Below are 15,772 nucleotides of genomic sequence, written 5' to 3'. Positions count from 1 at the left end.
TTCATTTTACACCATAGATAACAAACAATTATAATCCAATGAAAGGAGCATGGCCTAAGGAACACAAAAGGATATAAATAAATTAATCATTCGAGTTCCACGGATATCGACCATCAAATATTTAACAGAGATCATACATGTTTGAACATACAAAATATTAACTAAATTATATTCAAGTGAAAAAAGTATATATCTATAAATTATTCGAGAGATTTTGGCACTGGTCGCAAGCCTTGTTTATATTTATTTTAATAGTTACAGGTTTTGAAATACACAGCACCTACAATTTACTGGGTTACGAAGCAGCTGTAAAAATACATAACCTCACAGCCTGGGCCTTTTTGGTACTCATTATTTTTGCCATTTTCTGGCATTTTTCTATAGGCGAATGGAGGCAGTATATTCCAACCACACAGCTTATAAAGGCCCAAATTGATTATTACGTACTTGGAATATTTAAAGGCGCCTCGCACCCCACAAAAAAACTGGTATACAATAAATTTAATCCGCTACAGCGTTTAATTTACCTGGGACTAAAAATCCTGGTTATTCCGGTTCAGGTAATTTCCGGTTTTTTATACCTGTATTTTAATTACCCAATTAAGGGCTTCGAGTTGGAGAGCCTGCAACTGGTTGCATTTTTTCACACCTTTGGAGCTTTTCTTTTGTTCTCGTTTATAATTGCGCATATCTATTTAACTACCACCGGGCACAAACCACTTTCGTCAATAAAAGCAATGGTTACAGGGTGGGAAGAAATGGACGATGAAACCATTAAAGAGCGACTGGCGAATGATATTGAAATTGCCCTCTTAAAAACAAAAGCTCAGTTTAAATCGGCAAAAGACAAAAGCGAGTTTCTGGACGATGCATTGGTAGCTGCTCAAAAAAATGTAGGAGCCAAATCATCCGAGGATTTCCGTTTCAGAGATGCAATTTCATCAAGCGGCGTTGGCTATTTTGCGATTTCAAAAGACGGAATGTTTAGCGAAGTTAACGAGGCCTGGGCAAAACTGTACAACTACAATTCGCCCACCGAAATTGTAGGCAAACATTATCGCTTAAGCCGTACCGAAGAAGATTTCCACGAGCTTGAAAAATCGGTTGAGAAAGCCTTGCAGGGTGAAACCATAAAGCATGGCGAAGTAAAACGAATTTGTAAAGACGGAAGCTTTGGCTATCATACATTAACTATTTCGCCGATGATTAGAAACGGTAAAATTACCGGGGTAGAAGGATTTATAATTGATACCACCGATAAACGACTGGCCGAAAAAGAACTATTGAAAAAGAAAATTAGCGTGGAAGCAGAGCTAAAAAAACAAAAAGTAGAAGAGTAAACATCACGATAAAATTTACAGACATGAAAAAAATATTTATTCTAATTATTGGGGTAGCATTGTTTGCAGCTTGTGATAAAACCAACTCTTACAACTCGGTTGACGAGATGGTTGAGCAAGCAAGCCAGAACCTGGCAACATTAACTGTGGAGCAACTTAAAACAAAAATTGACAGTTTTGAAATGTTTAACCTTATTGACGTGAGGGAGCCGGGCGAACACAACCATGGTTATATACCCGGATCGGTAAATATACCCAGAGGCACGCTTGAGTTCAACATCGGGAAAGAGGAATTTTGGGAAAGTACAGGATTTTATTATCCTGAGAAAAGCGAACTATTTGTGTTGTATTGTAAAAAAGGCAGCAGAAGTATTCTTGCCGCAGAGACCTTAAAAAAACTAGGTTACGAAAATATTTATTTCCTCGATGGAGGATGGAAAAAGTGGGAATTAACCTATCCCTTATTGCAGGAAAAAAATCTGGAACTTGAGTCTCATGGGGATCAGGGCGAGGTAGGAGGTTGCTAAAAAAAAACGCCTTTTAAAAAGGCGTTTTTTCTATTTTCAGTATTCTTTATTGAATTATTCCACAATTTTCCTGCAGCCTTTTGATACACAAACTGCTGAAGCAACAATTCCGCTAACTGCAAAGAAAGCAAGGAAGCCGAAAAATACATTTTCCGACAAATTAGCACAACATGAGAGAAAACCTAAAATTAATGTTGCAAAAAATCCTAATATCCCCCAAAGTCCTAAGTTGTAACAAACTAATACGAGTGCTTTTTTCATGATTTATCTGATTTAAAAATTTTACTTAATCTCATGAGTAAAAATACTGACTTATATGAACTTTTGTGCGCTTTTAGGCGTGGCATTTACACGCTCTTTGTGAGATATTTTTAGTTTATTTTAACCTTTTATTACCCTGTCTGCAGTGATTTATATCACATCTTTTTGAGCACAAATTAAAAATTGAGGATTATATTAGGCCTGACAACACGATTTAGAAATGGAGATAAAAAAAGAAAGTTGCAGAAACTGTAAGATAAAGTCGAGCGTTGTGGCAATTCTAAGCCACGAAGAACTGGAAGTATTGGAAAAAGGTTGTTTGCAAACTGAATTTTCAAAAGGGGAGTTAATTTTTAAAGAAGGTTCACCGGCCAATCACATTGTATATATTCGCGAAGGTTTTGTAAAACTCAGCAAAAAAGGCATCGGCGGGAAAGACTACATCCTGAGCATTTCGAAAAAAGGTGCCTACCTGGGAATTAATAACCTCAATAAAAAAACCAAACAATTTTACATTTCGGCCACTGCACTTACCCCCACCAAAGTTTGTTTTATCGATATTGATAAGTTTAGTGCATTATTAAGCAAAAACTGCCAATTTGCATCAGAGGTTATCTCTTATATTTTTGAAGATGAAATGAATTACTACGACCGGCTGGTAAACAATGTACAGCAACAAGTACCGGGTCGACTGGCCAGTACACTTTTCTACTTTAGAAATAATGTTTACGGAGAAAATCCCTTTAACCTTAACATTACAAAAGTTGAGCTTGCAGCACTAATTGGCACTTCGCGCGAAAGTGTTACCCGTTTATTAAAAGAATTTCAGGACGAAAAAATCATTAAAATGGACAAGTCCTTTATCCATATTATCGACGAAGCAAAATTGGAACAAATAAGACAAAAAGGGTAACCAACAAACCCCCATTCCACTTAATCAGAAACTTAATTTATTGCTTAACCACCAGCTCTTGCGCCGAGGCCGGATGTGCTAAAAGAACAATATCACCTTCGTTAACGCCGGATATAACTTCACAATAATCTTTTCCGATGGTTCCCAGTACTATTTCGGTGCGAATGGTTTCATCCCCTTTTTGTAGCAACACATCAATATGTTTTGTTAAAACCATGCCGGGTAGTTTTCTTATTCTCAAAACATTTTCCTTATCGTTGGCAATTACCTCCACTTCTGTTTCACTCACTTTTTTCAGTTTGTTTTGTCCATCTGCTGCAACAAAAACATCAAACTGAACCCACTCTGCAACATCGTCTACAGTTACATTGCCAATGCTTCCCTTAATTTTTTCACCGTCAATATTAATGTTAACTGGCCCCCCGGGAAGAATATGGTCGATTTTATTTTTACCGGCTGTTGCCAGCAATTTAAATGCCGTGTCGTCGGCAATTTGAACTAAAGCCTCATCAATTGAAACAATCTCGCCAATATTACCGGCCAGTTCAACAATGGTTCCCGAAACAGGTGCTTTTACAGTTGTTTTACGCAGCATTTCCTGCTGGCTGGCTAAATTTTGTTTAAACGAGGCAATTTGCAGTTCAAGGTTTTGCTGATCCATTTGCAGCTGTTTCAGCCGGATTTCATTCTTTTCGGCCTGATTGTCTAAATCCCTTTCTGCTAAGGCAATATCCTGCTTAATTTGTTCTACCCTGGCCGAAGAGGTTCCTCCCGCTTCGAGCAATTTATTTTGTTGCTCCAATGTTGATTTCAATTTTAAAATGCGTGCTTTTTTAGCTTCGGCGCTATAGTCCAAATCAAGTTCGGCACTTTTTGCATTTAGCTTGTTCTTGTCAAGAACATTTTGTTTTTGCTGCAATTGGTTTTTTAAGCGTGCAATCTCTTCCTGAATATTTGTTTTGTCAAGTTGCAAAATCAGCTCTCCCTTCTCCACCTTTTGTCCAGCAGTTTTATATACTGCGGTAATTGAATTACGGGTAGGATTAACCACTGAAACAATGCTTGCCGGCTCTACTTTTGCAGGGCAAATAAAGGAAGCTACCACCGTACCACGACTTACCACTTCGGTTTTAATTGTAGGGCTATCCTTTTTTTTATTGCACGAAACTATGGTACACACAAAAAATAAAAGCAGGCTTAAAACCATTAAACGGGATCTGATTTGCATAACATTTACTGTTTTAACAATATAAACCAAAGGTACTAAAAAAAGTAGGTTAACATATTGACCGGAATAAAGCAAAAAAAAGGCAGCTACCAAAGGTGCCGCCTGTATATTCGTTTTGTAACACGTATTAATCCATTTTTTCGACATACAGTTTTTGAATGTCTCGCAGGTAATCAAGATCCATTTTATCTGAGAAAATACGCACAGCTTCCATCAAAAATCCATTAATATAAAACGAAGCGCTGGCAGCATCAAACTCGTGTCCTGTCCAGTTGTATTTCACATCCATCGAAACTTTTACAAATTCATCGTCTTTCAGGTATTTCGGAATTTCAATATACGCAAAAGTTGGATCCTGTACATTTAGAAAAATACCTTCATCAAGCTGCTCCAATTCAAGGAACTTTACAATTTTCACATTGGCTTCCAGTCTTCCCTGAAGTTTCTTTTTCATTAAGAAATGAATGCCCTGCTTTTCATAAGCTTCCTGTATTTTTACCAAAAGGTCAATCGATGGCAAATGCCGAACACGAATGGCATTTAAAAATGTTGAACCAATTGTCATGTAAGCTTTGCCGGCATCAAAATTCCAGTTGTATAGTTTTTCAATGGCCTGAGTTGCTCTTAATACTTCTTCGAGCGGGTATTGTTTATCCAGTATCAGGTAAATATACATCGACCCGGCATCGGTTGGCAATTCATGGTAGTACCCGGGAAAAGGATTTAATGATTCAAATACCAGGCTATCCGGAAGAATTTTTTCTTCAACGGAAACAACCATATCTTTTTTAGTGAGGTTTACAAACACCTCCATTTTTTTATTTCCCATGATTGATATCTTTGATTTTTTATTTGTAACAATAACGTATGGCCAAGCAAGTAGTTCAACTGAAACACATAGGCGAAGTAACTTTTTCGCAAAACCAACGCTCCAAAAATATAAAGCTTAGCGTAAAACCCGACAAATCTGTACTAGTTTCTTTTCCTTTTTTTATTTCGGTAAAAGAAGCACTGGCTTTTGTGGTTAAAAACGAGGCCTGGATTCAGCAACAACAAAACAAAATGCAGGCTCGTGTAACTCCCATAAAAACAGGCCATGAGATAGAGACAAAACTCCACAAGATTAAAATTGTAGCCGGCGAAAAAAACACGGTAAAAACCGATGCCGGCAATATTACTATTTTAGTTAACAATCCCGGGTCAGACGAAGCGCTGGCATATATCGAACAGGTTCTCACCTCGGTTTACCGTTTTGAAGCCAAAAGGCTGCTACCAACAAGGCTCAACCAACTGGCGCAAAAGTACGGTTTTACCTACAACAAAGTTAGCATACGCAACAACCGCCGAAACTGGGGGAGCTGCTCCTCGCAAAACAACATTAGCCTTAACCTGCAAATGATTAAACTACCAACATCGCTTATCGATTATATTTTGTTGCACGAGCTGGTACATACCGAAATTAAAAATCATGGCCCTGAATTCTGGAAACGCTTAAACCAGATTACCAATGGTAAAGCACGCGAATTGGCGCGCGAGGTAAAAAAATATTCTACCTACACTTTGTAGGCGCTGTGCCAAAAAGATGCTCCGTTTTCAAAACAAATTTTTGTTGCGATGAAAATTTCCGTTTTTAAATGCGGAAACAAAAAAATTAAACTCCTGTATTTGCTTCAATGTTTCGCTGTTGAAAACAAAAATGGACTCGCGTGTTCAATTATTTCTTATACATTCGTGTCAGAATTGTTTACTATGGATTGGAATAAGTTACTTTCGACACAGCGATTGGGCAGCTCGGACCAAAAAAAACCGGCTTCAAACGAAGACCGCACGCAGTTTCAGCGCGATTATGACCGGATTATTTTCTCGTCGCCCTTTCGCCGGATGCAAAATAAAACACAGGTTTTCCCACTGCCCGAGCATATTTTTGTACACAACCGCCTCACCCATAGCCTCGAGGTAGCCAGCGTTGGCCGATCATTGGGTAATTTACTCGCCGAGTATTTACTTTCAAGCCACCAAAACAATCCGCTGATTCACGAAATTGGCACCATTGTATCAACCGCTTGCCTGGCTCACGACCTGGGCAATCCGCCGTTTGGACACTCGGGCGAAGCTGCCATTTCGAACTATTTTACCAAAGGTGCCGGCCAAAAATTCAAAAACAAACTCTCGGAAGGAGAATGGAAAGATTTTACCTTTTTTGATGGAAACGCCAACGCTTTCAGAACGCTAACCCACCAATTTAACGGCAAGCGCGAAGGTGGTTTTGCCTTAACCTTCTCAACGCTGGCCAGTATTGTAAAGTACCCCTTCGAGTCGGTAAAAGCTACCAAACCCAAATTTGGTTTTTTCCAGTCGGACAAAGAAAACTACTACCACATTGCCAGAGAACTGGGAATAACACAACGCGAAGATGGAAGTTTTGCCCGTCACCCACTGGTATACCTGGTGGAGGCCGCTGATGATATTTGCTACCAGATTATGGACCTGGAAGATGCTTTTAAACTGGGCATTTTAACTTACGACAGAATACGTAAGCTTTTTCAAAATTTCTTTGACAGCAAACGTATTGCACAATTTGAAGCTACTTTTAAGCAGGTGAGCGATGTAAACGAACAAATCAGCTACCTGCGCGCCAATGTGATTGGGGCACTGATTTACCAGAGTATCGATATTTTTAAAGCCAATTACAGCAGCATAATGGCAGGTACCTTTTCCGGCAGCCTCATCGATCAGCTTCCCGAACAACAAGCCAAAGCTATGAAAGAAGTACAGCAAATTTCATTCTCGGAAGTTTATGCGCACCGCTCGGTAGTTGAAATTGAAATTGCCGGCTACAAGATTATTGGTACGCTGCTTGAAGAGTTTATCGATGCCACCACCGCCCCTCATGAAATGTACAGTAAAAAAATTCTCTCGTTACTGCCGGGCCAATACAAAACGGGCGAAAATTCAAGGTACAATAAAATCCAGTCGGTGGTTGATTTTGTATCGGGAATGACCGATGTGTTTGCGCTCGACCTTTACCGAAAAATCAAAGGAATAAGTTTGCCCGGAGTGGTATAGAAAGTTAGCAGGCGAGCTTTGTTTTTTCGTCCAATTCACCTGCTAACTTATGTGTTTCACTACCCTTCCAACAGGTTATCCAACAAGCCACCGCGTGCTTCTTTTCGGGTGTTACCCCCTGCCGGCGACAATTCGGCAATTAATTTCCTGATGGGCATACTTTGCAGCCACACTTTTCCGGTGCCGCGTAACGTGGCCAAAAACAGGCCTTCGCCACCAAATACCATCGAGCGTAAGCCTCCGGCTTGTTCAATGCTGTAATCAATTGATGTTTCAAAGCCAACAATACAACCGGTATCAACCCGCAATGTTTCGTTGTTCAACTGTTTTTCAATTACAGTTCCGCCGGCGTGGATAAAGGCTTTTCCGTCGCCATCCAATTGTTGCAGAATAAATCCTTCGCCGCCAAAAAAGCCCGCGCCAAGCTTTCGGTTAAAAGTTATCGAAATTTTTGTACCAAGCGCTGCGCATAAAAACGCATCTTTCTGAACGATAATGCGCCCGCCAAAATCAGGTAAATTCAGGGGAATAATTGTTCCCGGATAGGGCGCCGAGAAAGCCACATGCTTTTTCCCCCAACCCTGGTTAGAGAAATGAGTGAGAAACAATGATTCTCCGGAAATAAGGCGCGAACCGGCCGATAACAATTTGTCAAAAAAACCGGCGCGAGGATTAGAGCCGTCACCCATTCGGGCCTGAAAATCTATTCCCTCTTCCATGTACAACATGGCACCAGCTTCAGCAATTACGGTTTCTCCCGGATCCAACTCTATTTCAACCAACTGCACATCGTGCCCAATAATTTTGTAATCAATTTCATGCGAATTCATAGCCTTGTTTTTTTATTAATTCATCGAAATTAAGCGAATTCAGGGAAATCGAATTCCAAATCCGAAAAATTATCGATCTTTGCACAAAATAATTTAGCAATGCGCAAGAGTAACAACAGCAGCCGGGGCAATTCACAAGGTAAATCATCCGGAAACACATCAAAACGTTCGGGGAAAGCACCTTCAGGAAAACGAATTGGAAAATCACGGGTAGTTGAAAAATCAGAACCCAAAAAGGAATTCAAACCCCGGAAAAAATTTGGTAAACCGGCAAAAAAAGAGGAAAGTGCACCACGACCAAAACTAAAAACACTTTCGGCTGAAGGAATGCGCTTAAACCGTTTTATCGCCAACGCTGGTGTTTGCTCGCGGCGCGAAGCCGATACCTTTATTGGTGCCGGCATGGTAACCATTAACGGCAAAACTGTTACCGAACTCGGAACACGCGTTCTGCCGGGCGACGAAGTACGGTTCGACGGGCGAAAAATTGAAGCCGAGCGTAAAGTGTACATCCTTTTAAACAAACCAAAAGATTACGTTACAACCACCGACGACCCGCATGCCGATAAAATTGTGATGGACCTGCTGAAAGGAACCTGCGATGAGCGTGTTTATCCGGTTGGACGACTCGACCGAAATACCACAGGACTGTTACTGTTTACCAACGATGGCGACCTCTCGAAAAAACTGACACACCCCAGTCACAACAAAAAGAAGGTGTACCAGGTATCGCTCGACAAACCCGTTGAACGTGGCCACATGGAAATGATTGCCGAAGGTATTCAATTGGAAGATGGCCCAATTGCCGCCGATGCCATTAGCTATATTAAAGCTGATGACAAAACCGAAGTGGGGATTGAAATTCACTCGGGAAAAAACCGCATTGTTCGTCGTATTTTCGAGCACTTTGGCTACCGCGTAAAAAAACTCGACCGTGTGCTATTTGCCGGCTTAACTAAAAAAAATCTGCCCCGCGGAAAATGGCGTCTCCTTACCGATAAAGAAATTAAGTTTTTAAAAATGATTTGATGTAAACACCATTTATAGTGTTGTTTCCACAATAACTTTTACCTTTAACAAACAATCACAGTTTGTTGTCCAAAAATGTAATTATTCGCACTATCAGTTACTAATAATCCGATTTTGGAAAAGGAATTTTTACACATCATTCAAAAGAACCAGGGCATTATCCACAAGGTTTGCAACATTTATTGCGACACGGAAGATGACCGCAACGATCTTTTTCAGGAAATTGTAGCGCAATTGTGGAAATCGTACCCCAATTTCCGAGGAGACTCAAAGGTATCAACCTGGATGTATCGTGTGGCCTTGAACACGGCCATTACTACCTTTAAAAAAAGTAAAAGAAGACCTGACCAAAGCAGTTTAACGTACGAAAATTTTCAGATTGAAGATGAAAAGTACGACACCGAAACCGAAGAGAATATAAAAGTATTGCACAAAGCCATTCAGCAGCTAACGGGAATTGAAAAGTCGATTGTGCTGCTGTTCCTTGAAAATAAAAAATACGAGGAAATTGCTGAGATAACAGGTATTACGCAAAACTACGTGCGCGTAAAAATGAACCGGATTAAAAAGAAGCTAAAAAAACTGATGCTAACTGAAGATGAGTAGCTATGGATTTACAGGATCTGAAAAATACATGGAATAAACTGGCTCCTGGCAAAGAACTGGACGAGGAGCAGTTACGAAGCATGCTGGGCAAGCGCACCAAAAGCCTTATTGAACGTATTGACCGCAATATAAAAATTGGATTTGCCGTTTTGCTGGGGCTGATTGTTTTATTTATGCTTGATGATTTGTTTTTCTCGCCGGAAACCATCGAGAAATATTACAGCGAAATGCCCATTCCTGAATGGGTGCTTTTTTTGGCGTTTTTAGGAAACATACTCATTGTAACTACATTTCTGTACTTTGTTATTAAATATTACCGGGTTAAAAAACATTGCGATGTAGCCTGCGATTTAAAAGGCACCTTAAAAAAGATCATCGAGACACTAACCATCTATCAACGACTATTTTATCTTGCTCTGGCGATTATGCTGCTGGCTATGGCCTCGGCTTTTACCATGGGAATGTACGAAGGTTTAAACCACAATGCCGAGTTGCAAGGACTGCAATTTGCAGATATTGAAACCGGCAAACTTATTTTGGCCGTTGCTATTTCGGTAGTTATTGTTTTACTGATAGGAAGTGCCATTTTCTTTTCGCTTCGTTGGGGATTCCGAAAACTATATGGGAATTATATCAAGAAACTGAAATCTACTCTCCGCGAGCTAAAAGAATTGGATTAAACCACCAACAATCTTATCCATTCACCCCTGTTATTTTGCTTCTACTTTCTATCTTTGTTTACCAAAACTGAACATCAGATTATGACATTAATAAAATCAATTTCGGGAATACGCGGCACAATTGGAGGCAAACCAGGCGAAGGCCTGAGTCCGCTTGACATTGTTAAATTTACCGCAGCTTATGCCACCTGGGCACAACAAAATGCAAACAAAGAAAAAATTACTGTAGTTGTTGGACGCGATGCCCGCATTTCGGGCGAAATGGTTGCATCTATAGTTGTATCAACACTTTCAGGAATGGGTTGCAAGGTGGTAAACATTGGCTTGGCAAGTACACCAACCACCGAAATTGCCGTTACCGAAGAAAAAGCCGATGGCGGGATTATCCTCACAGCAAGCCACAACCCCAAGCAATGGAATGCATTAAAACTGCTGAATGCCAAAGGCGAATTTTTGAATGCCGAAGAAGGAGCAAAAATTCTGGAGCTTGCCGATGCTGAAGACTTTAACTTTGCCAAAGTTGATGACCTGGGAACAGTAGTTGAAAAAGACTACACCGACACTCATATTCAACACGTATTAAACCTTGACTTGGTGGATGTAGAAGCCATTAAAAAAGCCAGTTTTTCAGTTGCCATTGATGCCGTAAACTCGGTGGGCGGCATTGCAATGCCCGCATTATTTAAAGCACTGGGAATTAAAACGATTATTGAAATAAACTGCGAGCCTACCGGGCATTTTGCACACACTCCGGAGCCGCTTCCTGAAAACCTGGTAGAAACCTCAGCCATTATAAAAAATGGTAACGTTGATGTTGGCTTTGTGGTTGATCCGGATGTAGATCGCCTGGCAATAATTAACGAAGATGGCTCGATGTTTAACGAAGAATATACACTGGTAGCCGTTGCCGACTATGTGTTAAGCCACACACCGGGCAATACGGTGTCTAATCTCTCATCGAGCCGGGCATTGCGCGATGTAACAGAAAAACATGGGCAAAGTTATGCTGCAGGTATGGTTGGCGAAGTAAATGTTGTGGCAAAAATGCGCGAAACAAATGCCGTTATCGGTGGCGAAGGAAACGGTGGAATTATTTACCCCGCCAGTCACAGTGGCCGCGATGCCCTGGTTGGAGCCGCACTTTTCCTTACGCATTTGGCAAAATCAGGCCTTACATGTTCAGCATTAAGAAAAACGTACCCCGATTATTTTATATCGAAAAATAAGATTGAACTTACTCCGGAAATTGATGTGGATGGAATTCTTTTGAAAATGAAAGAGAAGTATGCGCACGAAGAGGTTACAACAAGCGATGGTGTAAAAATTGATTTTGCGGAATCGTGGGTTCACCTGCGCAAATCGAATACCGAACCAATCATTAGAATTTACGCCGAAGCAAAATCACATCAACAAGCTGATAATCTGGCTAAAAAAATGATTAAAGAAATAGAAACGCTGGTATAAACCGGCACTCAATGAATAGTGAAAACCGGTTGTACATCATTTTGTACAGACCGGTTTTTTTATACCCGGAATTAAGATTTAGATAATAAGTAATGGATAAAATCGGTTACTATACCTTCCTATTTAAAAAGGCTCTACATTTGAACTAAACAATATTCCTTATCGGTAACCGGTTAGGAACAAACTTTGAATCATGAAGAAGAAAAAAAATATAGCTATTGTAGCACACGATAACCGTAAAAAAGACATAATGGAGTGGGTAGCCTTTAACTGGAAAGAGCTGGCACAACACAACCTTATTTGTACCGGAACTACAGGCAAGCTGGTAGAAGAAGCATTGGCCGAAAGCTGCCAGGAGCATGGCACTGTTCCACCAACCGTTACCCGTTTAAAATCGGGACCACTTGGTGGCGACCAGCAGCTGGGGGCCATGATTTGCGAAGGCAATATTGACATGTTAATTTTCTTTTGGGACCCTATGCAACCGCAGCCTCATGATGTGGATGTAAAAGCCTTGTTGAGAATTACGGTTCTCTACAATATTCCAACAGCATCAAACCGGTCAACTGCCGATTTTATGGTTACATCTGAACTGTTTCACGAAAAATATGACCCTCTCATCAAAGATTACGGCGAATACATTTCACGGGATGTGGACTTAAACTAAATCCTTTTTTTAATTTTTTTAAAAAGATTTACTTCTCTTGGTAATTTTTTCAATATTTTTGTCAGAACAATCTGACATTAATACTGGATAAAATTATGCGAGGCATCAGAAGTGTATTCTTTTTTACCCTTTTCTTAATCGGCGTTTTTAAACAAACAGCGCATGCGCAATGGGGAAATTACGCCCATTTATTTAGCTTGCCCAATACCTATACAGCCCCGTATTGCCAGGGTAATATTTTAATCGACGGGGTAGCTGACGAGCAAGCCTGGAACCAGGCACCATGGACTACTGAATTTGTTGACATTGAAGGGAACCACAAACCAGAACCAGCCTATAAAACACAGGTAAAAATGCTTTGGGATGAAGATAACCTCTACATTTTTGCCCAGTTGGAAGAAGAACATATTTGGGCCTACTACAGTAAAAATGACATGATTGTGTACCACGAAAATGATTTTGAAGTTTTTATTGACCCCGATGGTAGCACCCACAACTATTACGAATTTGAGGTAAATGCTCAAAATACATTGTTCGACCTTTTTCTGCCAAAGCCCTATCGCAACGGAGGGCAACCCGATATTAAGTGGAATGCCCGGGGCTTTAAAAGTGCCATTTACATTGACGGCAGCCTGAATAACCCCAACGACAAGGATAAAAAGTGGTGTATTGAAATGGTCATCCCGTTTTCGGCACTAAATTACAATGGCACTTATACCCAACCCGAAGCAGGCGATAGCTGGAAAATTAATTTTTCGCGGGTACAATGGCAAACCGATATTATTGATGGCAAATACCTGCGCAAAACCGATGATACCGGCAAATTAATTCCCGAAAACAACTGGGTTTGGAGTCCGCAGGGTGTAATTAATATGCACTATCCCGAGCGCTGGGGGCTCATACAATTTGCTGCCAGCAATACAGAAGCCGGCATTTCAGGATTTCCGATACCCGAAAAGGAATTGCTTACTCGCCGGCTTTGGCATATTTATTATGCCCAACGCGATTACCACCAAAAAAACAACACATTTTGCAACGATTTGGCTACCCTGAATGTTGCCGCACGAGGAAACGAAAAAAGCACCAGCTTTACTATTGATTTAAGGGCTTCTGAAAAAACCTGGACTGCAAAACTAACAACCAGAGAAGGACTGATCATCAGCATCAATCAGGATGGATTAACCGAAGAACTTTCGGGAAAATAAACAATTTAACCATGAACAAAAGAGACTTTATTAAAACCACAATGCTGGCCGGGATGGGACTTACGGTAACCAGTGCCTGTGCAAGCGAAACAGAACAATCAGAAGATGCCAGAGAGGTAAAACACTGGGTTTGGGAAAATCCGAACCACGAGGAAAGCGACGAAGACCTGCAGAAAAAATACAGCAGCTACTACGAAGCCGGTATTCGCGGTATGTTTTTCGAGCACGATAGCGAGCGCCATTTCCGCATAGCCAAAAAAGCCGGATTGGAAACACACCGCTGGATGTGGACCATGAACCGTGGTGAAAAGTCGCTGCTTGAAAGCCATCCGGAGTGGTATGCCATAAGTCGCGATGGGAAATCGTGCGCCACCAATCCGCCATACGTTGGCTATTACCGATGGTTGTGCCCATCAAAACCCGAGGTAAAAAACTACCTGGCGCAACTTTCAAACGAAATTCTTGAAAAAGACTATGTAGATGGCCTGCACCTCGACTATGTGCGCTACTGCGATGTTATACTTCCGGTTAACCTGTGGGAAACCTACGGAATTGACCAAAGCCGCGAATTGCCCGAATACGATTTTTGCTACTGCGACACCTGCCGCGAAAATTTCAAAAAGAAAACGGGTAAAGATCCGCTGGAAATGGAACATCCCGACCAAAGTCCGGCCTGGCGCAAATACCGTTACGAGCAGGTAAACAGTATTGTTAACCACCTGGCCGAAATTGCCCATGCCAAAAACAAACCCATTACCGCTGCCGTTTTTCCGACACCCGAAATTGCCCGCCGCATTGTTCGGCAAGACTGGACCAAGTGGAATCTTGATGCCGTTTGCCCAATGATTTACCATGGTTTTTACCGCGAAAGCGTCAACTGGATTGGCGATGCAGTAGAGGAAGGCCTGCACTTTTTATGCGGAAAATTTCCGATATATGCCGGCCTATATCTTCCCGATTTTAAATCGGACGAGGAACTGGAACAGGGCATACGCGTGGCGCTAAAAAATGGAGCGTCGGGAGTTTCCTTGTTTGGTCGCATTGAAAAAAACATCCTCGAGGTGCTGAAACGTACAAAAAGCTAAGATTTTTTGTACCGATTTTGATTTTCAGCTTTTTCCGTTACATTTGCAGGCCAAAATTTTAGTATAAACCATGCAGGTGGCATCACCCTGCAATTAAAAAATTAAAAAAATGCAAAACGAAATTCTTTGGCTGGCTATGCTGCTGGCAAATTTCCTGTTAATTATTTTAGCTTACCGCCTGTTTGGCAAATGGGGCCTTGTCATGTGGATCCCGATTTCAGTTATAGTTGCCAATATTCAGGTAATTCAAACCGTTGAGCTTTTTGGGCTTGTAGCTACTTTGGGTAACATTGTATATGCCACATCGTTTCTGGTTACCGATATCCTGTCGGAGAACTACGGAAAGGAAGAAGCTAAAAAGGCCGTTTGGATTGGTTTTTTCAGCCTTATTTCAATGACCCTGTTAATGAATCTGGCGCTACAGTTTTTACCGCTTGAAGGCGACGAATTTGCCGGAGTTACACACGAAGCTACCAGCACTATTTTTAGCCTGATGCCACGTATTGCCGTTGCCAGCCTGGCAGCCTACCTCTTGTCGCAGCGCCACGATGTTTGGGCCTACCACTTCTGGCGTAAACGTTTTTCGAAAGACAACCAGATTTGGTTACGCAACAACCTTAGCACCATGGTTTCGCAGCTGATTGACAGTGTTGTTTTTGTTGCCATTGCCTTTTGGGGAGTGTACCCAATGCCGGTACTGGTAGAAATTCTGTTAACCACCTATTTCCTGAAATGGGCCGTTGCCGCAGCCGATACTCCTTTTGTGTATTGGGGAAAAAAGATTTACAAAAAGAACCGTTTTTGGATGGAATAAAGTCGCTTTTAAACAAATAAAAGCCCGGGAAACAAAAGTGATTCCATCTTTTTAAAA

The 15,772-nt window shown here is 41.1% G+C and carries 17 protein-coding genes; 13 read left to right on the top strand and 4 right to left on the bottom strand.

What is annotated here, in order from left to right; translation table 11 throughout:
• Nucleotides 1-176 precede the first annotated feature (176 nt).
• Both QZ574_RS04450 and QZ574_RS04445 read left to right on the top strand, forming a co-directional pair.
• Nucleotides 177-1,340: a cytochrome b/b6 domain-containing protein gene (locus tag QZ574_RS04450; RefSeq protein WP_297087201.1), complete on the top strand. Its 1,164-nt coding sequence runs from the start codon at nt 177-179 to the stop codon at nt 1,338-1,340.
• Nucleotides 1,341-1,363: 23 nt separating this feature from the next.
• The gene (locus QZ574_RS04445) at nt 1,364-1,867 is read left to right on the top strand and encodes a rhodanese-like domain-containing protein (RefSeq protein WP_297087200.1); all 504 of its coding nucleotides are present in this window, start codon (nt 1,364-1,366) and stop codon (nt 1,865-1,867) included.
• Between the two features lie 54 nt (nt 1,868-1,921).
• Here QZ574_RS04445 and QZ574_RS04440 read toward each other — a convergent pair whose 3' ends face one another.
• The gene (locus QZ574_RS04440) at nt 1,922-2,128 is read right to left on the bottom strand and encodes a hypothetical protein (protein WP_297087198.1); all 207 of its coding nucleotides are present in this window, start codon (nt 2,126-2,128) and stop codon (nt 1,922-1,924) included.
• A 220-nt stretch (nt 2,129-2,348) separates the two neighbouring features.
• Here QZ574_RS04440 and QZ574_RS04435 point away from each other — a divergent pair, with 220 nt between their 5' ends.
• On the top strand, nt 2,349-3,041 hold the full coding sequence (locus tag QZ574_RS04435) for a Crp/Fnr family transcriptional regulator (RefSeq protein ID WP_297087196.1): 693 nt from the start codon (nt 2,349-2,351) through the stop codon (nt 3,039-3,041).
• A gap of 37 nt (nt 3,042-3,078) precedes the next feature.
• Here the strand turns inward: QZ574_RS04435 and QZ574_RS04430 are convergent, their stop codons facing one another.
• Nucleotides 3,079-4,269, bottom strand: a complete 1,191-nt coding sequence (locus QZ574_RS04430) for an HlyD family efflux transporter periplasmic adaptor subunit (protein ID WP_297087194.1) — start codon at nt 4,267-4,269, stop codon at nt 3,079-3,081.
• A 127-nt stretch (nt 4,270-4,396) separates the two neighbouring features.
• On the bottom strand, nt 4,397-5,098 hold the full coding sequence (locus QZ574_RS04425; RefSeq protein WP_297087192.1) for a hypothetical protein: 702 nt from the start codon (nt 5,096-5,098) through the stop codon (nt 4,397-4,399).
• 38 nt (nt 5,099-5,136) lie between these two features.
• On the opposite strand from QZ574_RS04425, the gene QZ574_RS04420 reads away from it, so the two are divergent.
• Both QZ574_RS04420 and QZ574_RS04415 read left to right on the top strand, forming a co-directional pair.
• Nucleotides 5,137-5,835, top strand: a complete 699-nt coding sequence (locus QZ574_RS04420; protein WP_297087190.1) for a SprT family zinc-dependent metalloprotease — start codon at nt 5,137-5,139, stop codon at nt 5,833-5,835.
• A gap of 183 nt (nt 5,836-6,018) precedes the next feature.
• Nucleotides 6,019-7,335, top strand: a complete 1,317-nt coding sequence (locus tag QZ574_RS04415; RefSeq protein WP_297087189.1) for a deoxyguanosinetriphosphate triphosphohydrolase — start codon at nt 6,019-6,021, stop codon at nt 7,333-7,335.
• A gap of 59 nt (nt 7,336-7,394) precedes the next feature.
• Here the strand turns inward: QZ574_RS04415 and QZ574_RS04410 are convergent, their stop codons facing one another.
• Nucleotides 7,395-8,165: a TIGR00266 family protein gene (locus QZ574_RS04410; protein ID WP_297087187.1), complete on the bottom strand. Its 771-nt coding sequence runs from the start codon at nt 8,163-8,165 to the stop codon at nt 7,395-7,397.
• 99 nt (nt 8,166-8,264) lie between these two features.
• On the opposite strand from QZ574_RS04410, the gene QZ574_RS04405 reads away from it, so the two are divergent.
• The 8 genes from QZ574_RS04405 (at nt 8,265) to QZ574_RS04370 (ending at nt 15,715) form a co-directional block, all read left to right on the top strand.
• Complete coding sequence (locus QZ574_RS04405; protein ID WP_297087185.1) at nt 8,265-9,194, top strand: pseudouridine synthase; 930 nt, start codon at nt 8,265-8,267, stop codon at nt 9,192-9,194.
• Nucleotides 9,195-9,308: 114 nt separating this feature from the next.
• The gene (locus QZ574_RS04400; RefSeq protein ID WP_297087183.1) at nt 9,309-9,800 is read left to right on the top strand and encodes a sigma-70 family RNA polymerase sigma factor; all 492 of its coding nucleotides are present in this window, start codon (nt 9,309-9,311) and stop codon (nt 9,798-9,800) included.
• Between the two features lie 2 nt (nt 9,801-9,802).
• A complete protein-coding gene (locus tag QZ574_RS04395) occupies nt 9,803-10,480 on the top strand; it encodes a hypothetical protein (protein WP_297087181.1) in 678 nt (225 codons plus the stop codon).
• A gap of 81 nt (nt 10,481-10,561) precedes the next feature.
• Nucleotides 10,562-11,944 carry a phosphoglucosamine mutase gene (glmM, locus tag QZ574_RS04390; protein ID WP_297087179.1) on the top strand — a complete coding sequence of 461 codons (1,383 nt, stop codon included), beginning with the start codon at nt 10,562-10,564 and terminating at the stop codon, nt 11,942-11,944.
• A gap of 193 nt (nt 11,945-12,137) precedes the next feature.
• Nucleotides 12,138-12,611, top strand: a complete 474-nt coding sequence (locus tag QZ574_RS04385) for a methylglyoxal synthase (protein WP_297087177.1) — start codon at nt 12,138-12,140, stop codon at nt 12,609-12,611.
• Nucleotides 12,612-12,706: 95 nt separating this feature from the next.
• Nucleotides 12,707-13,816, top strand: a complete 1,110-nt coding sequence (locus QZ574_RS04380) for a carbohydrate-binding family 9-like protein (protein ID WP_297087175.1) — start codon at nt 12,707-12,709, stop codon at nt 13,814-13,816.
• Between the two features lie 11 nt (nt 13,817-13,827).
• Entirely contained in the window at nt 13,828-14,901 is a 1,074-nt protein-coding gene (locus QZ574_RS04375) for a family 10 glycosylhydrolase (RefSeq protein WP_297087173.1), read from the top strand.
• Nucleotides 14,902-15,010: 109 nt separating this feature from the next.
• Nucleotides 15,011-15,715 (top strand): queuosine precursor transporter, encoded by a 705-nt coding sequence (locus QZ574_RS04370; protein ID WP_297087171.1) that lies wholly within the window; start codon nt 15,011-15,013, stop codon nt 15,713-15,715.
• The last annotated feature ends 57 nt before the right edge of the window (nt 15,716-15,772 follow it).

Source organism: uncultured Draconibacterium sp., assembly GCF_913063105.1.
GTDB lineage: Bacteria > Bacteroidota > Bacteroidia > Bacteroidales > Prolixibacteraceae > Draconibacterium.
This window is presented reverse-complemented; position numbering and strand designations above follow the sequence as displayed.